Origin of the sequence: Azospirillum oryzae, from assembly GCF_900177515.1 — a bacterium.
Classification (GTDB): domain Bacteria; phylum Pseudomonadota; class Alphaproteobacteria; order Azospirillales; family Azospirillaceae; genus Azospirillum; species Azospirillum oryzae_A.
In genome coordinates, this window is sequence record NZ_FXAK01000008.1 from 47666 (window position 1) to 64756 (window position 17091).

Sequence of the window (17091 nt, forward strand, 5' to 3'; positions counted from 1 at the left end):
GAAAATCCGCCGGGAGCCCCGGGAGAGGAGCCTTCGCGCCCATCCTCCCGGGACAGCTTGCGGCGCGGGGTGCGCGAACGAAATGTAGTGTTGCTTCACAGGCGGATCGACAAAGCGGCTCGTCTGTAGTAAAACTACATTCGTTTTCGGCAGCCACCGCTGGCCCACCCATGCTGGACACCATCGCCTCGTCCCTCGACAGCCTGCGCCGCGCGGAAGCCGCGGTGGCCCGCACCGTTCTGGCCGATCCGGAGGCCGCGGTCCGCGACAGTCTGGCGCAGCTGGCCGGGAAGGCGGGGGTCAGCGAACCGTCGGTCCTGCGCTTCTGCCGCTCGGCCGGTTTCGGCGGTTTTCAGGAATTCAAGATCTCGCTGGCCCAGCATCTGGCGGCCTCCGCCGTGCGCGAGGAGGTCGGCGACCGCCCGACCCCGCTGGTGCGCGACCTCACCCCCGGCGACAGCGTTGCCAGCGCCGCGGAAAAGGTGCTGAACCGCTCCATCGACGCACTGGTCCGCCTGCGCAGCCGGCTTGATGCCGGCGCGCTGGAAAAGGCGGCCGGGGTGCTGGCGCGGGCACAGCGGGTGCAGATCGTCGGCGTCGGCGCGTCGGGCACGGTGGCGCTGGACGCCCATCACAAGCTGTTCCGCCTGCTGCCGCAGGTCACCGCCAGCACCGACGCCCATCTTCAGGCGATGGCGGCGGCGACTCTCGGCCCCGGCGACGCCCTGCTGGCGATTTCCAAGACCGGTACCAGCGACGAGATCTTCGACGTCGCCGCCATCGCCCGCGACGGCGGCGCCACGGTGATCGCCATCACCGCGTCCGCGACGCCGCTGGCCGAACGCGCCGACATCCGCCTGACCGTCGATGTCGACGAAGACACCGCCGTTCACACCCCGATGGCCTCGCGGCTGGCGCAACTGGCGCTCATCGACGTGCTGACCGTCGCCGTCGGTTTGCAGGCACCGCCGGGCCTCGACCGCCGTCTCGCCCGCATCAAGGCGGTCCTGGCCGGGCACCACCGCGTACCCGAGCGGCCGGCTTCCTTTTCAAACCCCGCATCCCCAATCATCCAGAAGAAATCCGAGGAATCCTGATGTCCACCAACCAGAGCCCTATCGAAATCCTGGACCAGCTCGTCGCCTACGGCGTCGTTCCGGTCATCCGCAACAGCTCCGCCGATCTGGCACGCACCGCAGTGACCTGGCTGCGCGAGGCCGGTTACGGCACCTTCGAGATCACCATGACCACCCCCGGCGCCGTCGGCCTGATCGAGGAGCTGTCGGCCGAGGGCGGCGCCCTGATCGGCGCCGGCACCGTCCTGACCCCCGCCGCCGTCGCCGACGTGGTGAAGGCCGGCGCCAAGTATGTGGTGTCGCCCTGCGTCGTGCCGAAGGTGGCCGCCGCCTGCCGCGACCACGGCGTGGCCTGCCTGATGGGCGCCCTGACCCCGACCGAGGTGCATGCAGCGATTTCCGCCGGCGCCGACGCCATCAAGATCTTCCCGGCCTCCACCGTCGGCCCGGCGCACATCAAGGCGCTGAAGTCGGTCTTCCCCGGCGTCCGCTTCGTCCCCACCGGCGGCATTGATGCCACCACCGTGGCGTCCTATGTCGCGTCCGGCGTGGCCTGCGTCGGCGCCGGCGGCAAGCTGGTCGACGAAACCCTGGTCAAGAAGGGCGATCGCGAGGGCATCCTCGCCGCCGGACGTCAGCTGATGGAAGCCTATCGCGCCGCCAAGGGGGCGTGAGCAAGTCTGCACGAGGCGGGACGCCAAACTCCCGCCTCAAACCCCCTCCAGCACCCCCCGCACCGCGTCCATCGCCCCAAGGCCGCGTCTGAACGCCGACTCCGCGGTGGCGGCCAACGCCTGCGCCTCCACGCGGCGGCCTTCGCGCATCCCGTCCTCAACCGCACGCATCAGGCCGACGAAGGCGGTCAGACCGAAATGGCTGGCGGCGCCGGCAAGCCGGTGGGCGATGTCCTCGATCTCCTCGTCGGAGCTGTCGGCAGCGGTCAGGCGGGGCAGCCCGTCCTGCGCCGAGTCCAGCAGCAGGCCGCGGATGGTGGCGAAGCGCGCCGGACCGAGGGAGCGGATGTAGCGTTCCAGAATCTCCTCATTCACGTCGTCCTCCATCACCGGCCGGCGGGCGGGCGGCTCGACCGGCGCAGTCCCGGCAGCCGTTTCCTCGTCATCTTCGGATCGGGCGGCGACGGCGTTCGACAGCAGGTGCATCAGACGCTCCGGGAAGATCGGCTTCTCGATCACCGCGTCGATGCCGGCGGCGATGTAGCGGGCGCGGTCGGCGGCGAAGACGTTGGCGGTCACCGCGACGATCGGCACCGCCGCGCGGTCGGCATCCTCCAAAGCACGGATGCGGCGCGCCACCTCCGGCCCGTCGATGTCGGGCAGCCGGATGTCCAGCAGGATGGCGTCGAAACGCCGCCGGGTCGCCAGTTCCAGTGCCTTTTCCCCCGTCTCCGCCACGGTGATGCGATGGCCGGCGTCGGACAGCAGGCCCAGTGCCACCTCGCGGTTGATCGCATCATCCTCCACCAGCAGCAGGGCCAGCGAGCGTACCCGGCTGATCGGCAGCAGACGGCCGGGCCGGGCGGGAAGCGCCGGCTCGATCACCCGCTGCAAGGGAATGGTGACGGTGAAGACGCTGCCCAGCCCCTCCGCGCTGTCGACGCGGATGCTGCCCTGCATGGCGTCCAGCAGATGGCGGACGATGGCCAGCCCCAGCCCGCTGCCGCCGAAGCGTCGGGCGATGGTGGGGTCGGCCTGCTCCAGCTTTTCGAAGATGGCGGCGCGGCGGTCCGCCGGCACGCCGATGCCGGTGTCGCGCACAGCCAAACGCAGCATCTCTCCGGAGCCGGAACGTTCCGGAACCGGTTCGATGTCGACGCGCAGGTCCACCCCGCCGCGTTCGGTGAACTTCACCGCGTTGCCGACGAGGTTCACCAGGATCTGGCGCAGCCGCTGTCGGTCGACCACCACCAGTTCCGGCACCTCCGGCGCAATGTCGAGGTCGAGGTCGATCCCCTTCTCGTTCGCCAGTCCTTCCACCGTCGCAACGACCTCCTCCAGCACCGGCAGCAGGGCACAGGGGGCGGGGTCGAGGTCCAGCTTGCCGTCCTCAATCTTGCGCAGGTCCAGGATGTCGTTGACCTGATCGAGCAGCCCGTGGCCGCAGCGCATGATCGACATGGCATAGCGCCGCTCGCCGGCATGCAGCTGCCCGGTCAGCAGAAGCCGGCACAGGCCGAGGATGCCGTTCAGCGGTGTGCGCATCTCGTGGCTGACGGTGGCGAGGAACTCCGTCTTGGCGGCGTCGGCGCGCTCGGCCCGCTCCTTGGCCTGCCGCAACTCTTCGCGCGCCCGGCGCGAGGCGGTGATGTCGTTGGCGACGCAGATGATGCGGCAGCGTCCATCGCCCGACCATTCGAACGGATGGCGCTGCAGGGCAAAGACAGCGTTCTCGCCGTTGCGGGGAAGCACCAGTTCCTCCACTCCCAGCGAGCGCATGGCGCCAGGATCGCCGCCGGCAAGCGCCCGGCCGGTCTCCGGCCCCAGCACCTCGGCCAGCGTGCGGTTCTCGATGTCGGCGCGGCGGGTGCCGAAACAATCCTCCGCCGCCCGGTTCCACAGCAGGACACGGCCGCTGTCGCCGTCCAGCACGTAGAGGACGCTCGGCACATTGTCGATCACCGCGTCCAGGAAGGCCTGGGTCCGCCGCAACAGTTCCTCCGCCTCGCGGCGGCGGGTGATGTCGACGACCGAACTGAGCAGCACCTCCTCTCCCTGGAATTCGAAGGCGATGCCGGACAGGAGGCCCCACAGACGGCGGCCGGACCTGGTCACCAGTTCCGTTTCCACATCGAGGGCGAGGCCGCTGGAGAAGACGTCGCGGACGAACTCGTCGCGCACCTGCGGGACATACCAGACGCTGGCGGCCGGGCGGCCCAGCAGGTCGGCGGCCTCGTCCACCTCGAACAGGTCGGCGGCGCGGCGGTTGACGAAGCGGATCTGGCCGTCGGCGCGGCCGGAGATCACCAGAGGCACCGGCGCCGCCTCCAACACCGTGCGCAGCCACTGCTCGTTGCGGCGGAGCGCCGCGCTCTTGTCCTCCGTCTCCTGGATGTAGAAGCGCAACGCGCGGGCAAGCTGGCCAATCTCGTCGGCGCCGGTCACCGGCACTTCGGCCCGGCCACCGCCTGTGCGGTCGCGGATCGCCTCGCTCACCGCCCACAACCGGGCCAGCACCTTGCGCCGCACATACAGCACCGACAGCACCATCCCCAGCACGACAACGCCGACCGAAGCGAAGAACAGGCGGGTGTAGGTGGTCGACACCTCGATCACCTGCTGGCGGCTTTCCTCCGCCGCCTTGGTCTGTTCCACGAAGATGCCGGTGTTCAGCCCGGTGTTGACCAGCGACACCTGATTGGCGCGGTCGACCAGCCCGTTCAGCATCTCCGACGCCTGCAATTCCGCCTGCCGCTGGCGGAAGACGGAGCGGTCGCCTTCCACCACCGACCGCATGCCCTCGGCCAGCCGGGTGAGTTGGTCCGCCACGGCGCCCGCCGGAACCGAGCCGTCCAGCGCCGTCAGTTGCGCCACCGCACTGTCGGCCAGCCGGGCGAGCGCGAAGCTGTTCTCCGCCTGATGGACCGAGGCGATCAGGAACAGCAGCCGCTCCGCCATCGCCAGCCAGCGCTGCACACCGGCATCCTCCACCCCGCGCAGAGCCGGTTCGGCCAGGGCGTCGGCCATCCGCCGCACGTCGCGGGTACGGTCGGCCAGGGCGCGGCGCGCGGTGATGCGGGCGGCGACGCCGCGGTCGATGGCGTCGCGCAGCCGCAGGATCTCGTCGCGCTGAAGCTTCAGCCCGGCAATCCGCTGGGCCTGCCGGCCGTCGGGCGAGTCCAACTCGGCCAGCAGCCGGTCATAGCCGTCGAGCTGGTCGGCCAGCCCCTGCTTGATCGTTTCGCGTCCGAAATTCTCTTCTGACAGAGCCAATTGTTCCAGGGTCCGCATGATCCGCTGGTGCTGGCGCTCCAGCTTGGCGGAGGCGACGACGGCCGGGAACTGCTCCGACGTGACCTTGGTGATGCCGGCATGCAGCCCATCGAAGGCGATGTAGGCGCCCAGCCCGATCAGAAAGGCGACCAGCCCGTTGAAGGCGAGCGCGCCGAACAGCCGCGCCCCGACGCCGATCCTGACCATCCCGGCCCTGTCCGGTTCAGAACCGCCAGACCCCGACCCGCTGCCGTCCGCCATTCCCGTTCCTGCTTCTCTGGCCCCGCATCGTTTGCGCGAGAACGATCGCAGCGTATCATAGCCAATCCGTCGGATAAGGGGAGAAGGATGGGGTCCAAGCCTGTTGCCGTCGCGTCCGGCCTGCTGCTGGCGCTGCAGCTCTTCACCGGTGCCGCCGCAGCGCAGCCTGACGCCGCGCGCAACGGCGACCGCCCGGTGCTGGCGGAGATCGAGCGGCGCGGGGTCGTGCGCTGCGGGGTGTCCTTCAATCCCGGCTTCGCCGCCAACGACGACGGCGGCCGTCCGGTCGGCTTCATGGTCGATCTGTGCCGGGCGCTGGCCGCCGCGGTGCTGGGCAAGGCCGACGCCATCGAGATCCGCCGGCTGTCGAAGCTGCAGGAGTTCGCCGCGGTCGCCGCCGGCGAGGTCGACGTCTCCTTCGCTCAGACGTCCTGGACGCTGACACGGGATGCGACCTATGCCGTCGATTTCGGACCGCCGATCTTCTACGACGTGCAGGGGATCGCCGCGTGGCGGCTGCCCGACGGCCGGTCGGCGCTGGACGGCGAGGTGACGGTCTGCGTGCCGGCCGGCACCACCACCCAGGCCGAGCTGGAATCCCTGATCGCCAGCGGCAAGCGGCCTTGGAAGCTGCGCAGCTTCCCCGGTTGGCCCGACACGCTGGAGGCCTTCCTCAGCCGCGACTGCGCGGCGGTCAGCGCCGACCGGGCCTTGTTGACCACGGCGCTGCGGATGCTGGATGCGCCGCAGGACGCGCTGGAAATCGCCGACACCCCCGTGGCCTCTTCCGTTGCCGCGCGTGAGCCGCTGGCTCCGCTGACGCCGAACAGCGACCGCATGTGGATGGCGGCGGTGCGTTGGGTCATGTTCGCGCTGTTTCTGACCGACGATGCCGGCGTCACCGGCGCCAACGCCAATTTCCAGCGCATCACCGGCAGCAGCGAAATGCGGCGCCTGCTGTCCGGCATGCCGGAGGTGGCGGCGAAGGCGGGCCTGCGCCCGGACTGGGCCTACCAAGCGGTAGTACAGGTCGGGAATTACGGCGAGATCTTCGACCGCAACCTCGGCAGCCGCTCCCCCTTCAAGCTGGACCGCGGCGTGAACCGGCCCTGGACGCAGGGCGGGCTGTTATATGCCCCGGTTTTCCAGTAAGGGCCGTTCCGGCAGGCGGTGGAATCCGCACAATAGGATAGCGTAACCCAATACCGCGTCCCGGTGCCCCCCGACCATGGTCGGGGGTGACGCGCATGGTTTGTGCGCACAACTATCCGCAGAACAACCAAGAAGCGGGCTTGGTCATTCAACGGCATGACCGCGATGCGCCGCTCGCCAAAAACCAACCACAGTCTTGGCTTATTCACTTGGGAGGGTGAAGACCATGGCCTATGCGGCTTCGACGGCTGATGCCGTCCGACCGATGACGGGCGAGGAAAAGAAAGTCATCTTCGCGTCCTCGCTCGGGACCGTTTTCGAGTGGTACGACTTCTATCTCTACGGATCGCTCAGCGCGGTCATCGCCGCACAGTTCTTTTCGGGCGTGAACCCGACCGCGGCCTTCATCTTCGCCCTGATGGCGTTCGCCGCCGGCTTTGCGGTCCGCCCCTTCGGTGCCCTGGTTTTCGGGCGTCTCGGCGATATGATCGGCCGCAAATACACGTTTCTGGTCACCATCCTCATCATGGGCCTGTCGACCTTCATCGTCGGCATCCTGCCCAATTATGCGTCCATCGGCATCGCCGCCCCGATCATCCTGATCGTCCTGCGCCTGCTGCAGGGTCTGGCTCTCGGCGGTGAATACGGCGGTGCCGCCACCTATGTCGCCGAACATGCGCCGCACGGCCGCCGCGGCAACTACACGTCCTGGATCCAGACCACCGCGACGCTCGGCCTGTTCCTGTCGCTGCTGATCATCCTGGGCTGCCGCGTGTCGATGTCGGCGGAGGATTTCAACGCCTGGGGCTGGCGCATCCCATTCCTGATCTCCATCGTGCTGCTCGGCATCTCGGTGTGGATCCGGCTGATGCTGAACGAATCGCCCGCCTTCAAGAAGATGAAGGAGGAGGGCAAGCATTCGAAGGCGCCGCTGACCGAATCCTTCGGCGAGTGGAAGAACCTGAAGATCGTCCTGCTCGCCCTGTTCGGCCTCGTCGCCGGTCAGGCGGTGGTCTGGTACACCGGGCAGTTCTATGCTCTGTTCTTCCTGACCCAGACGCTGAAGGTCGATGCCCAGACGGCCAACCTGATGATCGCGGCGGCCCTGCTGATCGGCACGCCCTTCTTCGTGATCTTCGGCACGCTGGCCGACAGGATCGGCCGCAAGCCGATCATCATGGCCGGGCTGCTGCTGGCCTGCCTGACCTATTTCCCGCTGTTCAAGGGCATCACCCACTACGCCAACCCGGCGCTGGAGGAAGCCATCGCGACCGCGCCGGTCGTCGTGATCGCCGATCCGAACGAATGTTCGTTCCAGTTCAACCCGGTCGGCACCAGCCAGTTCACCAGCTCCTGCGACATCGCCAAGAGCGCGCTGGTCAAGCGCGGCATCCCCTACACCAACGAGGCGGCGCCGGCCGGCACCGTTGCCTCGATCAAGGTCGGCAGCACGGTCATCCCCGGCTATTCCGCCCTGCCGCAGGCCAACACCACCGTGTCGCTGAGCCACGGGCCCGCCACCGCCGCCACCCCGGCCGACGCCAAGGCCGTGGGCGCCGCCTTCGACAAGGGGCTGGGCGACGCGCTGAAGGCCGCCAACTATCCGGCCAAGGCCGATCCGGCCCGTATCGACACGGTGATGGTCGTCGCCCTGCTGACGGTGCTGGTCCTCTATGTGACCATGGTCTACGGCCCGATCGCCGCCATGCTGGTGGAGATGTTCCCGACCCGCATCCGCTACACCTCCATGTCGCTGCCCTACCACATCGGCAACGGCTGGTTCGGCGGCTTCCTGCCGACCACCTCCTTCGCCATCGTGGCGGCCACCGGCGACATCTATTCCGGCCTGTGGTACCCGATCGTCATCGCCGCCGCGACCCTGGTGATCGGCCTGCTGTTCGTCCGCGAGACCAAGGACGTGGACATCTACCAGCACGACTGACGGTACCGGCCCTGGCCTGAACCGGCATTGGTCCAACAAAGGAAAAGGGCGGAGGGGATACCCCTCCGCCCTTTTTCCGTCCGGTTGCCGTCAGGCGGCCCGGGTCACGCGGCCCAGATCAGGCGAACGACAGCGCCGCGTGCGGTTGAGTCGTGTCGGCCACGGCAAAGGCGGTGCCGGTGGTGAGCGGCGAGGCGTCGCGGCCCTCCTGGTAGCCGAACTGGACATAGTGGTTGGTCGCGGCCTGCAGATCGGTTCCGAAGGCGGCCTGCAGATCCGGATAGCGCGCCAGATAGGACGAGGCGTCGAACTCCAGGTTCCGACCCTCGTTGCGGCCGAACTGGGCATAATGGAGCGCCGCCGCGGTCGTGTCCGTGCCGAAGGCGGCGATCAGGTCCGGGTTGGCGGCAAGATAGCTCATGGAATCGAAATCGGTCTGGCGGCCTTCCAGCCGTCCCATTTCGATATAGTGACGGGTCGCCGCGCTGGTGTCCGTGCCGAAGGCGGCAAAGATGTCCGGATTGTCGGCGATGTAACCCGCGGCGTTGAAGGTCAGGGTGCGCCCCTCGTTCCAGCCGAAGGACCGGTAATGGTCGAAGGCGGCGTCGCCGCCGTCCGTACCGTAGGCGGCGGCGAGGTCCGGATTGGCCGCGAGGTAGGACAGGCCGTCGAACACCGGGGCGGTGGCGCCGGCCACCGTCTGGTCGGCGTACTGGATGAATTCGACATTGGTCAGCTGGTCATAGCCGTTGGCGTCGATCACATAGATCTCGCCGTCATGCTTGACGGCACCGCTGTCGGCCCGCGAGGCGTGGCGGACCACCGTGTCGATGCCGTCGCCGCCATCGATGATGTTCACGCCCTTGCCGCCATCCAGCAGGTCGTCCCCCCGGCCGCCGTTGATGGTGTCGTCGCCGGCATAGCCGCGCATCGTGTCGTTGAAGTCCGACCCGGTCAGGCTGTCGTTGCCGCTCAGCAGGGCATCGCGGATCGCTTCAGCGTCGGTGCCGGCCGCCGCCCAACCCAGTGCGGTCGCAACCGGCAGGTTCAACTGCGACACCGACAGGTCGGGAACGCCGTTCGTGGCGTTGGTGACGCTGGCGATGGTGCCGCCGGTCAGAGTCTGGCTGGCCGCGTCGTAGGTGAAATTGCCGCGGAAGTCGGTGGACCGGCCGTCGCCATAGCTGATGACGAGTTGGTTGGGGGTGGCCACCGTGACCGTACCGCCCTGGATGCCGGTCACCCCGAGTTCGTCGGTATTGATGCTGGTCTGTGAACCGGCGCTGACCGATACCATTCGCACTCTCCTTAACCTTGCGTTTTCGACCAAAGGCTTTGCAGCCCCGCAGGAAGAACAACGAAAGGGCGGATGTGTGCCGGCTTCGCCGGACGTGCGGTCGGGCGGCCCCCTTTGCCCCCGGCACCACCGGCCCCAGCCATTTGCGTGCGGTCAAAGGTGGAGGTGCGAAGCAGGCGCGGTGCCGAGGCGCGTGCTGTGATAAACTGCTGCCCACAGGGAGTGAAAATCGGGAACGGGATGCGCAAAGCCCCATGGAAAGCTGGTTCATCCTGGCCGCATCGCTGGCCTATCTGTTGTCGCTGTTCGCAATCGCGTGGTATGGCGACCGCACCGGCAACCACGGCAGCGACCGGCGAACGCCCTGGCTCTATGCGCTGAGTTTCGGCGTCTATTGCACCTCCTGGACCTTCTACGGCGCCGTCGGGCGGGCGGCGACCGGGGGCTTCTATTTCCTGCCGATCTACATCGGGCCGATCCTGATGATCGGGCTGGGCTGGCCGGTTCTGGCCCGAATCGTCCGGGTGGCGAAGTCGGAGAACGTCGTCTCCATCTCCGATTTCCTGTCGGCCCGCTACGGCAAGAGCCGCAGCCTGGCGGCGCTGGTCACCATCGCCGCCGTGATCGGGCTTCTGCCCTATATCGCCCTGCAACTGAAGGCGATCAGCGTCAGTTTCGAGATCCTGGCCGGGGCCTCGCTGGGCACCGACCTCAGCCAGATGCCGGGCGGGACGGCGCTGATGGCGGCGCTGCTGATGGCGGCCTTCGCCATCCTGTTCGGCGTGCGCAGCGTATCGGCCAACGAACATCACCGCGGACTGATGATGGCCATCGCCGCAGAGTCGGTGGTGAAGCTGGCCGCGGCGCTGGGGGTGGGCGGCGCCATCGCCTTTTCCGTCTTCGGCGACCCCGCCACCTTCATCGACGCTGCCGTCCGCAATCCCGGATTCCTCGAACTGATCCGGCTGGACAGCATCGGCACCGACTGGTGGGTGGCCTGCCTGCTGTCCGCGCTGGCGATCCTGTGCCTGCCGCGCCAGTTCCATGTCGCGGTGGTGGAGAACACCCATGGCGGCGACGTGCGGTCGTCGGCGAAGCTGTTCCCGGCCTATCTGGTCGCCATCAACCTGTTCGTCCTGCCGGTGGCGCTGGCCGGGCTGATGCTGTTCCCCGACGGCACCACCAACGCCGACACCTTCATGGTGTCCATCCCCTTGAGCCAGGGCTGGCCGTGGCTGGCGCTCGCCGCCTTCATCGGCGGGCTTTCGGCCGCCACCAGCATGATCCTGGTGGAAATGGTGGCGCTCAGCACCATGATCTGCAACGACGTCGCCGTTCCACTGCTGATGGCGCTGCGCCCCGACGACCGGCGGCTGCGCGACGATCCGGCGGGAATTCTGCTGCTGGTGCGGCGGTCGGCGGTGATCGTGCTGGTGCTGCTGTCCTATGGCTGCTACCGGCTGATCGGGCCGGCCTTCCCGCTGGCAACCATCGGCATGATGAGCTTCACGGCCGTGGCGCAGTTCGCCCCTGCCCTGCTGGGCGGGCTGATCTGGAGCCGGGCCAGCCGTAGCGGCGCCTTCGCCGGTATCTGCGCTGGCTTCCTGGGCTGGGCCTATACCATGCTGCTGCCGTCCTTCGCCGATGCCGGATGGCTGGCCTCCAGCGCACTGCGCGAGGGGCCGTTCGGCCTGACCGGGCTCAGCCCGGTGGCGCTGGCCGGCATCACCGGCATCGACCCGCTGACCAACGCCGCCTTGTGGAGCCTGGGTCCGAACCTGCTGCTGTTCGTCGTCGTGTCGCTGCTGACCCGCCCGTCGACGCTGGAGCGCCAACAGGCCGCCCGCTTCATGAGCCTGCGCCGCGCCTCCGACGGCGAGCCGCACGGGCCGCGCGGCGCCACCCTGGCAGACCTGCACGACCTGGCCGTGCGCTATGTCGGGCAGCCGCGCGCCGATGCCGCCTTCCGCCGGTTCACCGGGGTGGCGGACGGCGATCTGCGCACCGCTTTGCTGACCCGCACCGACGGGGAGGCGATCCAGTTGACCGAGCGGCTGCTGGCCGGCGCCGTCGGTTCGGCGTCGGCCCGCGTGGTGGTGGCCGGGCTGCTGTCGGACCGCCGGCTGTCGCGCACCGACGCGCGCTCCATCATCGACGAGGCGTCGCGGGCCATCCTGAAGCAGCACGAGCTTCTGCGCGCCACCGTGGAGAACGTCCCCCAGGGCATCGCGGTGTTCGACGAGGATTGGCGCGTCGCCACCTGGAACAACCAGTTTCTCGTGCTGCTCAACCTGCCGGACGGCTTCGTCCAGGTCGGCACCTCTCTGCAGGACATCGTCGGGCTGATCGCGCGCCGCGGCGAATATGGCCGCAACGGCGAGATTGAGACCCTGCTGGAACGCCGCTCCGATCCGCGCCGCCGCAACAAGCCGGACGTCTATGAGCGGGTGCGGCCCGACGGCACGGTGCTGGAGATCGCCACCAACCCGATGCCCAGTTCAAAGCCAGGGGGCGGCGGCTTCGTCGCCGTCTACACCGACGTCACCGAGCGCCACCGCGCCGCCGCCGCCTTGCGCGAAGCCAACGAATCGCTGGAACGCCGCATTGAGGAGCGCACGCACGCCCTGTCGGAAGCGAAGGCGGAGGCCGAACGCGCCAACCGCGGCAAGACCCGCTTCCTGGCCGCGGCCAGCCACGACCTGCTGCAGCCGCTGCACGCCGCCCGGCTGTTCCTGTCCGCTCTGGGTGAACGCAACGGCGACAGCGCCATCCGCCAGATCGATGCCTCGCTGCGGTCGGTGGAGCAGATCCTGGGCGACCTGCTGGACGTTTCCAAAATCGACAGCGGCGTGGTGAAACCGAACCCGGTGCCGATGCGCATCGAAGAGCTGCTGAAACCGCTGGGCGAGGAATTCACCGTGCTGGCCAGCCGCCATGGGCTGGGGCTGCGGGTGGTCGATTGTTCGGCCACGGTGCGCAGCGACCCGACGCTGCTGCGGCGCATCCTACAGAACTACCTTGCCAATGCGGTGCGGTACACCCGCACCGGCCGCATCTTGCTGGGCTGCCGCCGGCGGGGGAATTTCCTGTCGATCGAGGTCTGGGACACCGGGCCGGGCATCCCCGAACACAAGGTGCCGGAAATCTTCATGGAGTTCCGGCAGTTGGACAATGACGGCGACGACCGCGGCAAGGGGCTGGGCCTCGGCCTTGCCATCGTCGAGCGTCTGGCCGGCATCCTCGGCCATACGGTGCAGGTGCGCTCGAAGGTCGGGCGGGGCAGCGCCTTCTCCGTTCTGGTGCCGCTGACCGACGAGCCGGTCGCCGCCCGCGCCATGGTGGTGCGTCCGCGTGGCCGCGACCTGCGCGGCGTGCTGGTGCTCTGCCTGGAGAATGAGCCCGCCATTGCCCGCGCGACCGAGGATCTGCTGTCAAGCTGGTCCTGCCGCGTCGTCACCGCGGTCGCTCCGGAGCTTGCCCTGGAGAAGCTGGAGGGGCGGACTCCCGACGTGATCCTGACCGACTATCACCTCGACCGCAGCCTGACGGGCGTGGAGGCTTTGCGGACGTTGCGCGCCCGGCTGGGCAGCGACATTCCCGCAGCGGTCGTGACCGCCGACCGCGACGCCGCCGTGCGCGAGGACATCGAGGCAGCGGGCTGCCGGCTGCTCTACAAGCCGGTGCGTCCGGGTGCGCTGCGTGCGCTATTGGGCCAGTTGCTGGCGGAGGGGCAGCGGATAGCGAGCGACTGACGCGCTCTGCCCTCTCACTCTACCGGCGGCGGCGGTGCCGAGGACAGCGCCAGCTGGCTCGCCAGCACCGCCGCCTGGGTGCGGGTCAGCACGCCCAGCTTGCGCAGGATCGTGGTCACGTGGGCCTTCACCGTCGTCTCGGCGACGTTCATCTCGTAGGCGATCTGCTTGTTCAGCTTGCCTTCGGCGATGCCGGCCAGGACGCGGAGCTGCTGCGGGGTCAGGGTGGCGGCGCGCTGGGCGGGGTCGGGGGCGTCGGTCTCGGGGCCTCCGTTGATCTCCGGCAGCCACAGCTCGCCGTCGAGCACCGCGTGAATCGCCTCGACGATCTGGGTGTTGGGGGCGGATTTCGGGACGAAGCCGGAGGCGCCATAGTCGATGGAGCGCTGGATCGTCACGGGATCCTCCGACGCGGACACCACGATCACCGGAATCGCCGGATGTTCGGAGCGCAGCATCATCAGCCCGATCAGGCCGCTCATGCCGGGCATGTGCAGGTCCAGCAGGATGATGTCCGGCGGCTCCCCGGTGTCGAGCAGCGGCTTGATCTGGTCGAACCGCGACGCTTCCAGGATCACGGCGCCGGGGATCGCCTGACCGATGGTCTGGGTCAAGGCGGTGCGCATCAGCGGGTGGTCGTCGGCGATCAGGATGCGGTGCGACATCGGCCTTCTTGAGACTTTCCGGCTATGGACATTCCGGGTTTAAAACCGTTCCACCAGTATCGGCTTGCAGCCGCCCGTTGACAACTGCGCCCAATGCCGCGCGTCGAAGTTTCCGATGGATTTTACCCTTACCCGTCCGCGGATGGGATGGCACCGGCGCTGGTGCGTTCGTGGATGGCCTGGCGGCGGAAGCGGTACAACTCGGCGGGCCGGCCACCCGTCTGGCTTTCAAACTGACCGGTGGGTTCGACGAAGCCGCCGGAGATCATCAGCCGGCGGAAATTCTGCTTGTGCACCCGCTCACCCGACAGCGCTTCCACCACCAACTGCAGTTGATGCAAGGTGAAGGTCGGCGGCAGCAATTCGAAGACGATGGGGCGGTAGCGCAGCTTGCCGCGCAGCCGCTCCAGCGCAGTCGCCAGGATGCGCCGGCCGTCGCGCGCCATCGGCCGGCCGAGCGCCCGCGGCATCGGCCCGCCGGCCCGCACCGACGGATCGACCCTGGCGGCAAGGTCGCGGTCGCGGAAGGCCTCCACCACCAGACCGGCCTCGTAGAGCAGTTCGAATCGCTCCAGCACGCGTTCCATGTCCCAGTCGGCGCCGTCCAGGCCGAAGGCCATCTGGGCACGCTCGGCCCGGCGCAGGCGGGTGCCCTCGTCGGGGGCGGAGGCGATCCAGCCGTTAAGCGCCGGGGCGATCACGGCGTCCAGCAGCGGCGGGCGCCGGTCGCGCCAGTCCTCCCACGGGAAATGATCGTAGAGGTCGCGCCATTCGGCCGAGGCGTCGCCGCCCAACGGGCCGTCGCGGACCAGCGCCAGATAGCCGACCACGACGGAGCGCTGCCCGCCGAACAGCTCGTGCGGGTCGCGGTAGCGGTCGCCGAAGGTGTAGAGCTGCTCGACATAGCGCAGCGCCAGCCCCGACAGCCCCTCCGCCACCGCACGGACACCGTCCTGCAGGGTGCGGAAGCGGTCGGGCTCGAAGGGTGCGCCGGGCAGCGCGTCGCGATGCGGCAACGGCTCGTCGCCGCGCCGGTGGTCTTCCGGCACGGTGAAGCCGCTGCGCACCGTTACGATGCGCGGGGTCCCGCCGGTCACCGCAACGATGGCGACCGACAGGCCGAGTTGGAGAGGCTGGGTCACAGAGCGCCCCTCTCCTCTTGGAGAGGGGACGCCGTAATTCGACCGATCAACGCTTGTCCAGCGGAACGAAGGGACGGGCGGCGTAGCCGGTGAAGAGCTGGCGCGGGCGGCCGATCTTCTGGGCCGGGTCCTCGATCATCTCCTTCCACTGGCTGATCCAACCGACGGTGCGGGCCACGGCGAACAGCACGGTGAACATGCTGGTCGGGAAGCCCATCGCCTTCAGGATGATGCCGGAATAGAAATCGACGTTCGGATAGAGCTTCTTCTCGACGAAATACTCGTCCGACAGAGCGATCTTCTCCAGCTCCATCGCGATGGCCAGATGCGGTTCGTCCTTGATGCCCAGGCGGTCGAGAACCTGATAACAGGTCTCGCGCATGATCTTGGCGCGCGGGTCGTAGTTCTTGTAGACCCGGTGGCCGAAGCCCATCAGGCGGAAGCTGTCGTTCTTGTCCTTGGCACGGCGGACGAACTCGGGGATACGCTCGACCGAGCCGATCTCCTCCAGCATCTTCAACACGGCCTCATTGGCGCCGCCATGGGCCGGACCCCACAGCGCCGCGATGCCCGACGCGATGCAGGCGAACGGGTTGGCATGGGACGAGCCGGCGAGGCGGACGGTGGAGGTCGAGGCGTTCTGCTCGTGGTCGGCATGCAGGATGAAGATCTTGTCCATCGCCTCGGACAGGACCGGATCGACCTTCCATTCCTCGCACGGCGTGCCGAAGGTCATGTAGAGGAAGTTTTCCGCGAAGGACAGGTCGTTGCGCGGATACATGAAGGGTTCGCCGACCGTGTACTTGTAGGCCATGGCGGCCATGGTCGGCATCTTGGCGATCAGGCGGTGCGCGGCGATCTTGCGCTGCACCGGATCGAAGATGTCGGTGGAATCGTGATAGAAGGCCGACAGGGCGCCGACGACGCCGCACATGATCGCCATCGGGTGGGCGTCACGGCGGAAGCCGCTGTAGAACTTGGTCAGCTGCTCGTGCACCATCGTGTGGTAGGTGATGGTGCGCTCGAAATCGGCCTTCTGCTGCGGGTCGGGCAGTTCGCCGTTCAGCAGCAGGTGGCAGACCTCCAGAAAGTCACAATTCTCGGCCAGATCGGCGATGGCATAGCCGCGGTGCAGCAGGACGCCCTGGTCGCCATCGATGTAGGTGATGGCCGAATCGCAGGCGGCGGTGGAGGTGAAGCCCGGATCGTAGGTGAAATAGCCGGTCTCGGCATAGAGCTTACGGATGTCGATCACGTTGGGACCGGTCGACCCGCTGAGCACCGGCAGCTTCAGGGTCTTGCCGGTGGCGTCGTCGGTCAGCGTGACGGTGCCGACCTGGTTCACATCGCCGTGCGGCGTGTGCTTGCTCGATTCCATGACCTTCTCACACTCCTTGCTGGCCGGCCGGGCGGCGGCTCGCGGCCTCCGCTGCCGGACCTTGGTGGTTGGCCCGTCTTCGGCGCGCATGGGCGGCGCGCTTGTTATCGCGCGCGCGTTCGCCCCTTGCGGCGCCGCGCCGTCTTCTCCCGGTCGGACACAAGGACAGGTCGGGAGCGGAACCCCCACCCTTCCTGGTCGTTGACTCCTCCAGAAGATAGCAGAGGACATCATGACCGACACGCCTCAAACACGCACCCCCTCCGAAGGAATGCCCCAGCCGAGGAAATCCGGTGCGGACACACATGACCAGACGCCGGCCGGCGAGCGCTCCCCGCGCGAGGATATGACCAAGACGCCGGGCGACGGCACGCTGCAGGACGCCACCCCGGCCGGCCTGTCGTCGGAAGAGCTGCGGGAGCGCGCGGAGGACGCCGACGGCTCGACCCAGCCGGGCACCGGCTGACATCGGGCCGGAG

Annotated in this window: 11 protein-coding genes; 6 read left to right on the forward strand and 5 right to left on the reverse strand. The window is 68.3% G+C overall.

The window, feature by feature from the left end; all coding sequences use genetic code 11:
• The first annotated feature begins 170 nt into the window (after positions 1–170).
• Together B9N97_RS26305 and B9N97_RS26310 are read left to right on the forward strand one after the other, a co-directional pair.
• Positions 171–1097 carry a MurR/RpiR family transcriptional regulator gene (locus B9N97_RS26305; RefSeq protein WP_085090804.1) on the forward strand — a complete coding sequence of 309 codons (927 nt, stop codon included), beginning with the start codon at positions 171–173 and terminating at the stop codon, positions 1095–1097.
• A complete protein-coding gene (locus B9N97_RS26310; protein ID WP_085090805.1) occupies positions 1097–1750 on the forward strand; it encodes a bifunctional 4-hydroxy-2-oxoglutarate aldolase/2-dehydro-3-deoxy-phosphogluconate aldolase in 654 nt (217 codons plus the stop codon). Before B9N97_RS26305 ends, B9N97_RS26310 begins: the two co-directional genes overlap by 1 nt.
• Positions 1751–1786: 36 nt before the next feature.
• Here the strand turns inward: B9N97_RS26310 and B9N97_RS26315 are convergent, their stop codons facing one another.
• Positions 1787–5230, reverse strand: a complete 3444-nt coding sequence (locus B9N97_RS26315) for an ATP-binding protein (protein WP_244560934.1) — start codon at positions 5228–5230, stop codon at positions 1787–1789.
• Between the two features lie 141 nt (positions 5231–5371).
• On the opposite strand from B9N97_RS26315, the gene B9N97_RS26320 reads away from it, so the two are divergent.
• Together B9N97_RS26320 and B9N97_RS26325 are read left to right on the forward strand one after the other, a co-directional pair.
• Positions 5372–6436 (forward strand): transporter substrate-binding domain-containing protein, encoded by a 1065-nt coding sequence (locus B9N97_RS26320; RefSeq protein ID WP_085090807.1) that lies wholly within the window; start codon positions 5372–5374, stop codon positions 6434–6436.
• A 226-nt stretch (positions 6437–6662) separates the two neighbouring features.
• Positions 6663–8378 (forward strand): MFS transporter, encoded by a 1716-nt coding sequence (locus B9N97_RS26325; RefSeq protein WP_085090808.1) that lies wholly within the window; start codon positions 6663–6665, stop codon positions 8376–8378.
• A gap of 118 nt (positions 8379–8496) precedes the next feature.
• On the opposite strand, the gene B9N97_RS26330 is transcribed toward B9N97_RS26325, so the two are convergent.
• A complete protein-coding gene (locus tag B9N97_RS26330) occupies positions 8497–9675 on the reverse strand; it encodes a calcium-binding protein (protein WP_085090809.1) in 1179 nt (392 codons plus the stop codon).
• Between the two features lie 254 nt (positions 9676–9929).
• On the opposite strand from B9N97_RS26330, the gene B9N97_RS26335 reads away from it, so the two are divergent.
• Positions 9930–13427 (forward strand): hybrid sensor histidine kinase/response regulator, encoded by a 3498-nt coding sequence (locus tag B9N97_RS26335; protein WP_085090810.1) that lies wholly within the window; start codon positions 9930–9932, stop codon positions 13425–13427.
• A 14-nt stretch (positions 13428–13441) separates the two neighbouring features.
• Here B9N97_RS26335 and B9N97_RS26340 read toward each other — a convergent pair whose 3' ends face one another.
• The 3 genes from B9N97_RS26340 to gltA all read right to left on the reverse strand — a co-directional run bounded on the left by B9N97_RS26340 (position 13442) and on the right by gltA (position 16612).
• Complete coding sequence (locus tag B9N97_RS26340; RefSeq protein ID WP_085090811.1) at positions 13442–14092, reverse strand: response regulator; 651 nt, start codon at positions 14090–14092, stop codon at positions 13442–13444.
• 128 nt (positions 14093–14220) lie between these two features.
• Entirely contained in the window at positions 14221–15234 is a 1014-nt protein-coding gene (locus B9N97_RS26345) for an NUDIX hydrolase (protein ID WP_085090812.1), read from the reverse strand.
• Between the two features lie 46 nt (positions 15235–15280).
• A complete protein-coding gene (gene gltA, locus B9N97_RS26350; RefSeq protein WP_085091167.1) occupies positions 15281–16612 on the reverse strand; it encodes a citrate synthase in 1332 nt (443 codons plus the stop codon).
• Positions 16613–16844: 232 nt separating this feature from the next.
• Between gltA and B9N97_RS26355 the strand changes: the two genes are divergently transcribed.
• Entirely contained in the window at positions 16845–17078 is a 234-nt protein-coding gene (locus B9N97_RS26355; protein WP_085090813.1) for a hypothetical protein, read from the forward strand.
• The last annotated feature ends 13 nt before the right edge of the window (positions 17079–17091 follow it).